12 protein-coding genes are annotated in these 11,775 nt (G+C 52.8%); 6 read left to right on the forward strand and 6 right to left on the reverse strand.

The features are described from left to right. Positions 1 to 13: 13 nt before the first annotated feature. From ftsY to rpmB, 4 genes are all read right to left on the reverse strand, one after another. Positions 14 to 976: a signal recognition particle-docking protein FtsY gene (gene ftsY, locus ACMGDE_RS04495; protein ID WP_436831564.1), complete on the reverse strand. Its 963-nt coding sequence runs from the start codon at positions 974 to 976 to the stop codon at positions 14 to 16. Positions 977 to 1,063: 87 nt separating this feature from the next. Further along, the gene (locus tag ACMGDE_RS04500) at positions 1,064 to 1,249 is read right to left on the reverse strand and encodes a DUF4295 domain-containing protein (protein ID WP_436831565.1); all 186 of its coding nucleotides are present in this window, start codon (positions 1,247 to 1,249) and stop codon (positions 1,064 to 1,066) included. Between the two features lie 42 nt (positions 1,250 to 1,291). Continuing rightward, positions 1,292 to 1,474 carry a 50S ribosomal protein L33 gene (gene rpmG / locus ACMGDE_RS04505; protein ID WP_079718388.1) on the reverse strand — a complete coding sequence of 61 codons (183 nt, stop codon included), beginning with the start codon at positions 1,472 to 1,474 and terminating at the stop codon, positions 1,292 to 1,294. Between the two features lie 48 nt (positions 1,475 to 1,522). Beyond that, positions 1,523 to 1,756 (reverse strand): 50S ribosomal protein L28, encoded by a 234-nt coding sequence (gene rpmB / locus ACMGDE_RS04510; protein ID WP_436831566.1) that lies wholly within the window; start codon positions 1,754 to 1,756, stop codon positions 1,523 to 1,525. Positions 1,757 to 1,989: 233 nt separating this feature from the next. Between rpmB and rbfA the strand changes: the two genes are divergently transcribed. Together rbfA and aat are read left to right on the forward strand one after the other, a co-directional pair. Then, entirely contained in the window at positions 1,990 to 2,364 is a 375-nt protein-coding gene (gene rbfA, locus ACMGDE_RS04515; protein ID WP_436831567.1) for a 30S ribosome-binding factor RbfA, read from the forward strand. Between the two features lie 5 nt (positions 2,365 to 2,369). Next, on the forward strand, positions 2,370 to 2,999 hold the full coding sequence (gene aat / locus ACMGDE_RS04520) for a leucyl/phenylalanyl-tRNA--protein transferase (protein WP_436831568.1): 630 nt from the start codon (positions 2,370 to 2,372) through the stop codon (positions 2,997 to 2,999). On the opposite strand, the gene ACMGDE_RS04525 is transcribed toward aat, so the two are convergent. Together ACMGDE_RS04525 and ACMGDE_RS04530 are read right to left on the reverse strand one after the other, a co-directional pair. Further along, complete coding sequence (locus ACMGDE_RS04525; protein ID WP_436831569.1) at positions 2,992 to 4,260, reverse strand: alpha-hydroxy-acid oxidizing protein; 1,269 nt, start codon at positions 4,258 to 4,260, stop codon at positions 2,992 to 2,994. The genes aat and ACMGDE_RS04525 overlap by 8 nt on opposite strands. 50 nt (positions 4,261 to 4,310) lie before the next feature. Then, positions 4,311 to 5,057 carry a segregation and condensation protein A gene (locus ACMGDE_RS04530; protein ID WP_436831570.1) on the reverse strand — a complete coding sequence of 249 codons (747 nt, stop codon included), beginning with the start codon at positions 5,055 to 5,057 and terminating at the stop codon, positions 4,311 to 4,313. Between the two features lie 124 nt (positions 5,058 to 5,181). On the opposite strand from ACMGDE_RS04530, the gene dxs reads away from it, so the two are divergent. The 4 genes from dxs to susR all read left to right on the forward strand — a co-directional run bounded on the left by dxs (position 5,182) and on the right by susR (position 11,714). Further along, entirely contained in the window at positions 5,182 to 7,110 is a 1,929-nt protein-coding gene (gene dxs, locus ACMGDE_RS04535) for a 1-deoxy-D-xylulose-5-phosphate synthase (RefSeq protein WP_436831571.1), read from the forward strand. A gap of 22 nt (positions 7,111 to 7,132) precedes the next feature. Beyond that, positions 7,133 to 8,275 carry an acyloxyacyl hydrolase gene (locus ACMGDE_RS04540; RefSeq protein WP_436831572.1) on the forward strand — a complete coding sequence of 381 codons (1,143 nt, stop codon included), beginning with the start codon at positions 7,133 to 7,135 and terminating at the stop codon, positions 8,273 to 8,275. Positions 8,276 to 8,390: 115 nt separating this feature from the next. After that, entirely contained in the window at positions 8,391 to 10,040 is a 1,650-nt protein-coding gene (pafA, locus tag ACMGDE_RS04545; RefSeq protein ID WP_436831573.1) for an alkaline phosphatase PafA, read from the forward strand. A gap of 51 nt (positions 10,041 to 10,091) precedes the next feature. Then, positions 10,092 to 11,714, forward strand: a complete 1,623-nt coding sequence (gene susR, locus ACMGDE_RS04550) for a SusR family glycan utilization regulator (protein ID WP_436831574.1) — start codon at positions 10,092 to 10,094, stop codon at positions 11,712 to 11,714. Positions 11,715 to 11,775: the final 61 nt, after the last annotated feature.

The following is an 11,775-nucleotide window of genomic DNA, read 5'->3' on the forward strand; positions in this document are numbered from 1 at the left end:
CCTAATACCTTCATCACTTAAACAGCGAATCAACGAATTCCTTTTTGTTGAACAATTGGAGGTCGCCTATCTTCTCGCCCACACCGATGTATTTCACGGGGATCTTGAACTGGTCGGAAATGCCGATGACCACGCCGCCTTTGGCTGTGCCATCCAGCTTGGTAAGCGCCAGTGCGTTTACGTCGGTAGCCTGTGTAAACTGCCGGCACTGCTCGATGGCATTCTGCCCGGTAGAGGCATCCAGCACCAGGAGGATCTCATGGGGTGCCCCCGGCACCACCTTTTGCATGACCTGCTTGATCTTGGTGAGTTCGTTCATCAGGGCCACTTTGTTATGCAGCCTTCCGGCGGTGTCGATGATGGCGACATCATCGCCGCTTGCCACGGCAGATTTTATCGTGTCGTAGGCCACGGAAGCCGGGTCAGAACCCATGGCCTGCGCCACTACCCGTACGCCTACGCGCTCGCCCCAACGTTGGATTTGGTCTACCGCTGCGGCGCGGAAGGTATCTGCCGCACCCAACACCACGCTATTGCCGGCCTCCTTGAGCTGGTGGGCCAGCTTGCCGATGGTGGTGGTCTTGCCTACACCGTTGACGCCCACGACCATGATGACGTAGGGCTTGTGCTCGCCGTATTCGAAATGCTCAAAATCGGAACTGTTGTTTTCGGCCAGAAGCGCCTGGATCTCCTCCCGCAGAATCACATGGAGCTCCGACGTGTTGACGTATTTGTCCCGGGCTACCCGCGCTTCGATGCGTTCGATGATCTTGAGGGTGGTGCTGACACCCACGTCGGAGGTAACCAGCACCTCCTCCAAGTCGTCCAGCACCTCGTCGTCTACGGTAGATTTGCCCACCACGGCCTTGGTGATCTTGGAGAAAAATCCTTCTTTGGTTTTCTCCAGCCCCTTGTCAAGGGCTTCCTGTGCTTCGGGCGTCTCCTGCTTCTTCTTGAAAAAATCAAATAGTCCCATCGCTTGTATCGCTAATTGTGCGCATAACAAAAAAGCCCTTCCGGTAGACCTCCGAAACGGCTTCTTGAAATGCCATTGTTACCAAGATTAATGCGCCACCGACTCTGTCACGGCTTCTTTGGCCGCTTCTACAGCGTCTTTAATATGGTCGTTATGTGCAATCAATTCCTTAAACGTGTACGCGCCGGTCTTCGGGGACCGAACAGCGGTGATGACCTTGGTATAATCCTTACCTTTGCCCGTTTTGAGTGATGCTACTACTTTCTTTGCCATGTCTTTTTATTGTTTATGCGAGCGATGGAAAGCACCCGCAGATTATTTAATCTCCTTGTGAACGGTCACACGACGCAAGACAGGGTTGAACTTCTTCAGCTCCAACCGCTCGGTGGTGTTCTTCTTGTTTTTCGTGGTGATGTAGCGCGACATCCCAGGAAGACCGCTTTCTTTGTGCTCGGTACATTCCAAAATCACCTGTACCCTATTACCTTTTTTAGCCATTGTTCTATGTTATTAAACCCGTCGAAAAGACGGATAGCAAATTCCTAATTAGACGTACCCCTTTTTGATAAACTTGTTGACGACGGCTGTGATGCCGTTTTTGTTGATGGTCTTTATCGCCGAGGTGGATACTTTCAAGGTAATCCAACGGTTTTCTTCAGGAATGAAGAACCGCTTGGTCTGCAAGTTGGGGTAAAACTTACGCTTCGTCTTCGCATTCGAATTAGAAACGTTGTACCCGTTCATCGCCCCTTTTCCTGTTAAATCACAAACTCTTGACATGATTGTATGCTGTTTTTATATTTTATAGTGCCTTTTCGCAAAGAGCTTGCAAATATCAGCATTTGTTTTCTATTATACAATTTTTTTTTGAATTCAATAGTTTACTTAAGTAAGGTGGCTGGACATGGTGGAATGGAACCAAGGCATTGCCTGCGCATCAGCAGTATCAATAAAATTGCTACCTTTGCACCGAGTATTGGTTTCTTCCTTATAGTTAAAAACGCACCTATACCATGAGCAGCACAGAAAGCAAAAGGCAACAGCGGTTTGCCGGGGTTATTCAGCAGGATTTGGGTGAGCTCTTCCAACGGGAAGGCAGCACATGGGCTCCAGGGGCCTTTATTACCGTCACCCGTGTGCGGGTGACACCCGACTTGGCGATTGCACGGGTATACCTCAGTTTCCTCGACATTAAAAAGGCCAAAGAGAATTTGGCCGCCATCAAGGCGCATGCCGGTGAGATCCGGTACAAACTGGGCGCGCGCATCAAACACCAGGCGCGGATCGTTCCACAGCTGGAGTTTTTCCTCGATGACACCAACGAATACGTGGAACACATGGATAAACTCTTTGACGAAATCAGCAAAGAGCCACGGCAACCGGAATAGACCGGATGATTTTTCAGCTGGATACCCACGACATTCGTTTTCCTGAACCGGCCTTGGCCGAACCGGATGGACTGTTGGCCATTGGCGGCGACCTGCGCGCCGAGCGGCTCATGGAAGCCTACCGGCAAGGTATTTTCCCCTGGTACAGCGACGACACGCCCATCCTATGGTACTCGCCCCACGAGCGGTTTGTGCTCTTCCCTGAGGAGCTCAACATCAGCAAAAGCATGGGGCAGGTACTGCGCTCGGGCCGCTTCAAGGTGACGCATGACCGCGCGTTCGCGCAGGTGATTGCCGCCTGTGCCGTCCAGCCCCGCGCCGGACAAGGCGGCACCTGGATCACGCCCGATATGCAGCAGGCTTACATCAACCTCCATGAATCGCTTCATGCGCATTCCATTGAAGCGTGGCTCAACGGCCAGCTGGTCGGTGGACTTTACGGTGTCGCCGTAGGGCGGGTGTTCTGCGGCGAAAGCATGTTCAGCCGGGCAAGCAACGCCTCCAAAGTGGCATTGGCTTCACTTTGCCAGTCAGGCACATATAAGCTGATCGACTGCCAGGTGTATACGGATCATCTTGCTTCCATGGGGGCCAGAATAATCTCCCGTGCGGAGTATATGCAATTCCTCAACTAGAACGTGATACCATGCTTTCATCGATCTCATCCACACGCCGGCATCCCGCTAGCCGCGCGGTAAGCTCAAAGTCATTGAGGATATTCAACATCGCCTCTTCCACTCCTTTTTGCCCACCGACGGCCAATCCATACGCATAGGGCCGCCCGAGCAACCCCGCATCAGCGCCGAGCGCCAACGCTTTGAACAGGTCGCTGCCGCTTCGGATACCGCTATCAACCAACAGGGGGAAAGGCTTTGGCACCGCTTTCCGGATCGCCGCCAACGCACCCAAGGGCGCTATTGCCCCATCTACTTGCCGTCCGCCATGGTTGGATACCACAATGCCATCGGCTCCCGCATCCACCGCCTTGAGTGCATCATCTGCCCGCAAGATCCCCTTGATCACAATGGGTAGCTGGGTTTGCTGCCGAAGCCAACTAACCTGCTCCCAACTCAATGCTGGATTGGCGTAAATATTGATGAATAATCGCACGGCTTCCAAGGGTGCACTACGGAAAAGGTTCTTGAAGAGGCCGCCAGGGTAGTTTTTTTTCAGCTGTAGCAGATTAGCGATGGTTTCAAGCGTCACTGTTGGCTTGGGCGCTCCCCCGACGGCTGCGCCCAAGCCCTGATCGAGCAGGGCGTTGAACACCGGATCCGATGTATATTGGGCGATGCCCATGCCCCGCAGAAAAGGCAAATAACCTAATCCCAGGTCGCGGCTGCGCCAACCTAATAAGGTCGTATCTACCGTGAGGACGATGGCGCGGCAACCGCAGACTTCAGCGCGCCGCACGAACGACAACACCAGCTCGTCCGACTTGCTCCAATAGAGCTGGAACCATCGCGGAGTGTCGCCCATGTCCTGCGCGCAGCGTTCCATGGGCGTGCCTGCTTGGTTGGAGAAAATAAACGGAATACCTACATTCCGGCACGCGCGGGCCACTACCCGGTCAGCCTCCGGACAAACCAAGTCCAACACACCGATGGGGGCCAGGAGCAAGGGGAAAACCAGGTCTGTACTCAGCAGGTGGGTAGAAAAATCGCCCAATTCGCCGCCCCGCATCATGCGCGGCAAAATGGACACGGCTGAAAAAGCTGCGGTATTGGCGGCAATGCTGGTTTCATCTCCGGCCCCGCCATCGATATAAGCCCATGCACGCGCAGATAGCCGTCGTTTAGCTGCTGCCCGGAGCTCGGCTGCGCCGAAGGGCACGACGGACCGTTTGCCTGACATCCCTGCTAAAAAGATCGCTTTCTGCCGCTGCAGTGCATCCATATAAGACACCCCCGTTTGTCATGGGTCAGACTAAGGTATGCAATTTTTGGCTAATTTTTCCGCTCGGTTACCCAAAAATTGTTGAAACCCAAGCCACTTTGCAGCTCCAGCAACTGCTGCTGCAGCATCTCCAAAATGGCCAGAAAATTATAGACAAACTGCACCTTGTTCTCGGAGTTTTTGACAATGGTGCCAAAATCCAGCTTTTGGTTGATGGCCACCAGGGATGCGATGGCTTTTTTTTGCTGCTCAATGGTATACGGATACTTGACCACGGTATGCCGTACCTCCTGGCTTTTGGATGCATAGCTGTACATTAGCCGCTCGTATACCAGCATGAGTTTATACAAGTCAACAGTGGTCAGTTCCTCCCCCTGAACGGATTGGTCGCCCGCCAGCTGCAGATCGATGGCGATGTTGCCGCGCCGGGCTTGCATCGCCCGCTGCTCTTCCAAGAGGCGCAACGCCTCGGACACTTCCTTGAATTGCTTGTAGAGCACCAGCTTCTGCACGAGATCCTGCTTGGGGTCGATCTCGTTACCTTCTTCATCCAGTTCCGGCCGGGGCAAGAGCATCTTGGCCTTGATCCGCATGAGGGTGGCCGCTACGAAGATAAATTCGCTGGCCAGCTCCATGTTGAGGGCCTGCATATGCAAGATGTAATCCAAAAAATCGTTGGTGATCTTGGCGATGGGGATATCATGGATATTCAGTTCGTCGCGTTCAATGAAAAACAGCAACAAATCAAACGGCCCCTCAAACTGAGGCAGCTTTATTTCGTATCCTTCCGGTTGCATGGGGCTCAAAGGTAAACATTTGGCCGAAACAATCTACACGGCGTGTTGTTGGGCTTGTAGGAAATTTATGACGCGTCGTATCAATAATTATTAGTTACTTTGTACCAATTTCAAACCGGATAGTATGGAGATTGAAGCCGGAGAACTACTCAAAACGATACACACACCCCAAGACCTGAAGCGCCTTGGCCAGGCCGATTTAGTGAAACTATGCGGCGAATTGCGCCAATACATCATCGATGCGGTATCGGTACACGGGGGGCATTTCGCTGCCAGTCTCGGCGTCGTTGAACTCACCGTGGCGCTGCATTACGTCCTCAACACGCCCTATGATCAGCTGGTATGGGATGTAGGCCATCAGGCATATGGGCACAAAATCCTGACCGGCAGGCGGGAGCTATTTCACACCAACCGCGTGTTGGGTGGCCTCAGCGGATTTCCAAAACGCAGCGAAAGCGAATACGATACCTTTGGCGTAGGCCACTCCTCCACCTCGATCTCCGCCGCGCTGGGCATGGCGGTGGCATCGCATTATAAGGGAGAGACCGACCGGCAGCACGTGGCCGTTATCGGCGATGGGGCTATGACCGCGGGCATGGCGTTTGAAGCGCTCAACCATGCGGGCATCGAAAAGTCTAACTTGCTGGTCATCCTCAACGACAATTGCATGTCCATCGACCCCAATGTGGGGGCGCTGAAAGAATACCTGGCCAGCATCACGACCTCAAGGCCATGGAACCGGTTTCGCGATGATATTGCCCATGTCCTGGGCAAAATATCGGAGATCGGCCCCGATGCGCTGGGCCTCGTCAAAAAAATCGAGAAAAGCATCAAAGGCACGCTGCTTAAAAACAGCAACCTCTTTGAATCGCTCAACTTCCGCTATTTCGGTCCGGTAGACGGGCATGATGTGAAGCGGCTTGCCCAAATATTGGAGGACCTGCGCGACATTCCCGGGCCGAAGCTGCTGCACTGCATCACGGTGAAGGGCAAGGGCTATGCGCTGGCGGAAAAAGACCAGACGACCTGGCATGCACCGGGTTTATTTGATAAGATCACCGGGGAGATCAAGAAATCGAAAGCGGACAAACCCGTAGCGCCGAAGTATCAGGACGTGTTCGGCCATACGCTGGTGGAACTCGCCGAGATGAACGACAAAATCATGGGCATCACTCCGGCCATGCCGTCGGGCTCTTCCATGAACATCATGATGAAAGCCATGCCCAATAGGGCCTTTGACGTCGGTATTGCCGAACAGCATGCGGTAACGTTTTCAGCAGGCCTCGCCACCCAGGGGATGGTGCCGTTCTGCAACATCTACTCGAGCTTCATGCAGCGCGCATACGATCAGGTGATACATGATGTGGCCATCCAGAACCTACAGGTGGTCTTTTGCCTTGATCGCGCTGGCATCGCAGGGGCCGATGGTCCTACGCACCACGGCGCTTATGATCTCGCTTATATGCGCTGCATCCCCAACCTCACCGTGGCTGCGCCCATGAATGAAGAAGAACTCCGCAACCTCATGTTTACCGCGCAGCAGGAGGGCATGGGACCATTCGCTATCCGATATCCGCGAGGCCAGGGAGTAATGGTCGATTGGCGGAGGCCGCTCCAGCCAGTGCAAGTGGGCAAAGGACGTAAGATCTGCGACGGGGAAGACGTGGTGCTGCTCAGTATCGGGCATATCGGCAACGAAGCGGTGAAAGCCTGCATAGCCCTCAACGAAGAAGGCATCTTTCCGGCGCACTACGACCTGCGCTTTGTGAAACCGCTCGACCAAGACCTGCTGCATGAGGTGTTCGGTAAATACAAGAAAATCATCACCATTGAAGACGGCTGTATCCAAGGGGGTATGGGGAGCGCGGTATTGGAGTTTATGGCCGATCACGGCTACCAGGCCTCCGTCGTACGGCTCGGCATTCCCGACGAAGTGGTGGAGCATGGTGAACAGCAGGAACTGTGGGCGCAATGCGGCTATGACAGCCAATCCATCATCCACACCGTGCGGAAGCTAACCGTAAGCCGCAAAACGGATAGCCTGGCGGGATAGCAAAAAGCCAACGATATACCGAATGATTGCTCGTTTTACTGCTCCCGAATTGAAGCTCAGGGTATCTGTGAGTGTTTTATGTGTTGCGTTAATATTTCCTGTAGCAACAACAGCCCAGCTGGATAGTATTGCAAACACCATTTCCGTAAAAGCAGCATATGGTGTGGATGTCAACACTGGCAACCCCAACCGAAAAAACAATTACTACTATGGCCTGCACATCAGCTATGACAAAAATATTGCGTTCAGCAACGACGAATGGGTAACGTTTTTCAACGCTAAAAATCTGTCTTTCGGTTTGACGTGGCACAACCTCAACCCGATGAAAGAGCTGGTGGAAGATGTGGCTTACCCCGGTGGGCAGGCGTTCGGAGCATTGGCCGAGGTTGATTTCCAGCTACTCAAACTGGGTAAGGCCAAATTATTGCTTACCCCCGGCATGGGCCTGGCATACATCAGCGAAAATATCTTTACCCAACCGGCCACTTCCACCATTGGGAGTCACGTCAACCTGATGGTCACGGGCGAGTTGAGCCTGGAGGTCCCTGTGAGCCGTAATACCACCTTGGTTGCAGGTGGAAGTATTCTCCATTATTCCAATGGTGGTGTCATCGTACCGAATGGTGGCTGGAATATGATAACAGGCGCCGTAGGAATCAAGACGGCACTCCATAAACAGGTGGATCTCCCGGACGAGGCGGAGGCCGATACCCATATAGCGGGCAATAATGCCGAGGTGTGGTTTGGTGGGGGTGTCCGTGGCCGGTATCGGGATAGGCATGAAAAGTTTTTCCGGTCGGGCGCCTATGCAGGATACAACTTCTTCATAAACCGGGCACTCAGCCTCAAAGCCGGATCACACGTGGTCTATTATCACACGGTGTTTGACCCCAGCCGGTTTGATGAAACCTTCCAGTATTACGGTTCTTCGTTAGACCCCATTAGATGGGGAGTGGCCATCGGTGCGGATTTCACCATGGGCCGATTCGTTGTCAATGCCATGTATGGCAAATACCTGCATTATCGAAATTACCACAATGTCCAATGGTATTGGATGTATGGCGTCCGCTATTTCTTCACGCCAAACATCGGTTTACAATCCACCCTCAATCTGCATGGCGTTCAGGCCGACTACACCAATTGGGGGTTGATTTTAAGAATTTAATGTCTCTTTGCAACGTGCTTATTACACTTTGCTTTCCTTTTGGTACTAGGAATTATTATCTTAGCCGTTCAATACCGTATCGGATAATCGACATCCATTCTCAACAATACATATCATGAAATTGAAGAAATCATTCTTAGCTGTTTTGGCATTATGTCTACTTTTCGGACACATAAAAGGACAAGAAGCCATTCAAAGACCTAAACTGGTCATCGGACTCATGGTCGATCAAATGCGCTGGGACTACCTGTACCGCTTTTATGACCGCTATGGCAAAGGTGGCTTCAAGCGCCTGCTGAACGATGGGTTTTCTTGTGAAAACACGTACATCGATTACGTACCTACCTATACGGCCATTGGCCACAGCACGGTGTATACCGGCAGCGTCCCGGCGATACACGGCATCGCCGGCAATGATTTCATCATCCAACAGACGGGGCAGCACATGTATTGCACACAAGATGACAACGTAAGCGGTGTCGGAACGGACGAGGACGAGGGAAAGCAATCGCCCCGCAACCTGCTCTCCTCCACCATCACCGATCAACTCAAGCTGGCCACAAACTTCCGCTCAAAAGTCATCGGCATCGCCATCAAGGACCGTGGAGGCATCCTGCCGGCGGGACATTTTGCAGACGCGGCCTATTGGTTTGAAGGCAAGTCGGGCGACTGGATTTCAAGCTCCTTCTATATGGAGGAGCTGCCTGCGTGGGTACAACAGTTTAATGCACAGAAACTGACCGAAAAATACCTCCAGCAGGACTGGAATACGCTTTATCCCATTGAAACCTACGCGCAGAGCATCGACGACAACAATGAATATGAAGCGACCTTCCGGGGGGAGGAGTCGCCCGTGTTTCCCAAAAAGCTGGCGACCCTAGTAAAAGACAACGGCCTGGGGTTGATACGCACCACGCCTTTCGGTAATACGCTCACGCTTGACCTGGCCAAGGCGGCCATCAGCAACGAGCAGCTCGGTGCCAATCCGGGCGGGTTCACCGATTTCCTCTGCGTAAGCCTTTCCTCCACAGACTACGTGGGCCACCAGTTTTCGGTCAACGCCATCGAGATCGAAGACACCTACCTGCGGCTGGACAAGGAGCTGGAAGCCTTCTTCGCTTATTTGGATGAGCACGTGGGCAAAGGCGAATACACCCTGTTCCTGACGGCCGATCACGGCGCCTCGCACAATCCCTTGTTTTTTATGGACAAACGGGGCAATGCCGGCTATTTCGACGAGCGCAACGCGCTCTCGGGGCTCAACACCCTGCTCAGCGAAAAATTCGGGCAGGAAAAAATCGTCCGCAGCCTGATGAACTATCAGGTGCACCTCGATTATGATATCATTCAAGCAAATGACCTCGACGAAGCGGAGATCAAAGCAGTCGCCATCAAGTTTTTGCGTACGCTGGAGGGCATAGCCTTCGTGACCGATATGGAACAGGCAGGCGCCTCGAGCATTCCTGCGCGCATCCGCGAGCGCATTGTCAATGGGTACAACGCTAAGCGCAGCGGATGTATCCAGCTCATCCTCGAACCGCAATGGTACAGCGGATCTCCACGATCCCGCGGAACCACCCATGGCACCTGGGCCTCGTATGATGCACATATTCCGTTGGTATGGATGGGATGGGGCATCAAACAGGGCGCTTCTAACCGCGAAACGCACATGACCGATATTGCATCAACCGTGGCTGCACTGCTGCACATCGAAGAACCAAACGGAAACATCGGGCATCCCATCGTGGAAGTATTGGAGAAGTAGCCGGTCCACCGGACCTCCCATTGGCATATGCTTTTTTGTTAAGTTTGTATCATGATCGTGAGGCTCCTCCTTTTCCTGCCCTTGATAGCCGCCGTTGTTCACCCCGCCAGCGCCAACGACTCGATACTCGTATACCTCCAGCAGGTCATGCATAACAGGGCGCTGTATGATACGTTGAAAAACGAAAAAATAGCCACGCTCAAACAACGGCTCCAAAGCAGTGAACCGAGTCTTGCCAACCAATATGGAATACACCGGCAATTGATCGAAGCTTATAAAAAGTATCGGGTAGACTCCGCGATTTTTTATGCGCAGCAAAACCAGGAGATCGCCGACGCACTGGCCAACCCGCGTTACAAGAACGAAACAGCCATCCAGCTGGCTTGGTTATATTCATCAGGTGGACGATACATCGAATCGGAAGAACTGCTGGAGAACATCGACCGGACCGCGCTGAGCAAACAGCTGCTGCCCGATTATTACGAAACGTATATGACCTTCTGTAGCCGATACGGACAGAGCAATGGCAATGTCTCCTATTATCAAAGGAGTGAGCATTACCGGGATTCGCTGCTGGCCGTGATCGATCCGGCTTCGCTGCGGTACCGGATCACGGCGGCTACCCGCACGCTGTACCAAGGACAGCAGCAGCAGGCCGAAACGGAGCTATTGGCCCTTCTGGACAACACAACCGACAAACAGCCCGAGCGGGCGCTCATCGCCTACCTGCTCGGTGTGATCGGCAAGGCGAAGGGGGATATCGACCAACAGTTGACGTATTTTGCCATTTCAGCCATCGCCGATATGGTCAATTCCATCAAGGACAATGCGTCTCTCCAGGGCTTGGCGCTGACATACTATGATATGGGCGACATCACCCAAGCCTACCGGTTTATGGAGGCGGCCATCAACGATGCCATCTTTTGCAACGTGCGGTACCGCACCGTGGAAAGCACGACCTATTACCCCATCATCAATGCTTCGTTCAGGGCGCTCGAACAAGAGCAAAAAGCCGAGCTCCGCTTATATTTGCTGTTGATCAGCCTGCTCTCCGTAGGCCTCATCATCGGCATCGTCTATAGCTATATCCAGATGAAGCGGCTGGCTAAGACACGGAAAGCCCTCTACCATACCAACCAACAGCTCAATGACCTGAACCAGGCACTCAAGGATGCTAACGACAATCTTTTTGAAGCCAACCACATCAAGGAAGAATATATCGCACACTTCTTTGACATCTGTTCGGCCAATATTGAGAAACTGGAAGACTACCGCAAATCGCTTCACAAGAAGGCTGTCAATAAGCAATATGATGCGCTGCTCGCCGCGCTGAAATCAACCGACCTTGCTGAAAACGAGCTGGCTGAACTGTATCATAATTTTGACACCATCTTCCTCAACCTCTACCCCACATTTGTGCCGGAGTTCAACAGCTTGCTGCTGCCCGACGAACAGATCCTGCCCAAGCACGGCGAGCTGCTCAATACCGAGCTGCGTATTTTTGCATTGGTCCGGCTGGGCATTACGGATAGTGTAAAAATCGCCAGCTTCTTGCGTTATTCCCTCCGTACCGTTTACAATTACCGCACGAAGATCCGGCACAAAGCGATCGTATCCCGCGAAGCATTTGAGGCACAGGTCAGGCAAATAGGCACGCTGAGGAAGGCAACGTGAGCGAAATCGCATCTCTCCGAGTTACTTTTTCGGTATCCTCAAAAAAGGCAACCTGCTGCCA

Source organism: Parapedobacter brassicae, from assembly GCF_051400755.1.
GTDB lineage: Bacteria > Bacteroidota > Bacteroidia > Sphingobacteriales > Sphingobacteriaceae > Parapedobacter.

What these genes read in the sequence shown, in the direction of transcription:
- ftsY (WP_436831564.1), bottom strand. Translation starts at nt 976, where the DNA reads ATGGGACTATTTGATTTTTTCAAGAAGAAGCAGGAGACGCCCGAAGCA.
- ACMGDE_RS04500 (WP_436831565.1), bottom strand. Translation starts at nt 1,249, where the DNA reads ATGGCAAAGAAAGTAGTAGCATCACTCAAAACGGGCAAAGGTAAGGAT.
- rpmG (WP_079718388.1), bottom strand. Translation starts at nt 1,474, where the DNA reads ATGGCTAAAAAAGGTAATAGGGTACAGGTGATTTTGGAATGTACCGAG.
- rpmB (WP_436831566.1), bottom strand. Translation starts at nt 1,756, where the DNA reads ATGTCAAGAGTTTGTGATTTAACAGGAAAAGGGGCGATGAACGGGTAC.
- rbfA (WP_436831567.1), top strand. Translation starts at nt 1,990, where the DNA reads ATGAGCAGCACAGAAAGCAAAAGGCAACAGCGGTTTGCCGGGGTTATT.
- aat (WP_436831568.1), top strand. Translation starts at nt 2,370, where the DNA reads ATGATTTTTCAGCTGGATACCCACGACATTCGTTTTCCTGAACCGGCC.
- ACMGDE_RS04525 (WP_436831569.1), bottom strand. Translation starts at nt 4,260, where the DNA reads ATGGATGCACTGCAGCGGCAGAAAGCGATCTTTTTAGCAGGGATGTCA.
- ACMGDE_RS04530 (WP_436831570.1), bottom strand. Translation starts at nt 5,057, where the DNA reads ATGCAACCGGAAGGATACGAAATAAAGCTGCCTCAGTTTGAGGGGCCG.
- dxs (WP_436831571.1), top strand. Translation starts at nt 5,182, where the DNA reads ATGGAGATTGAAGCCGGAGAACTACTCAAAACGATACACACACCCCAA.
- ACMGDE_RS04540 (WP_436831572.1), top strand. Translation starts at nt 7,133, where the DNA reads ATGATTGCTCGTTTTACTGCTCCCGAATTGAAGCTCAGGGTATCTGTG.
- pafA (WP_436831573.1), top strand. Translation starts at nt 8,391, where the DNA reads ATGAAATTGAAGAAATCATTCTTAGCTGTTTTGGCATTATGTCTACTT.
- susR (WP_436831574.1), top strand. Translation starts at nt 10,092, where the DNA reads ATGATCGTGAGGCTCCTCCTTTTCCTGCCCTTGATAGCCGCCGTTGTT.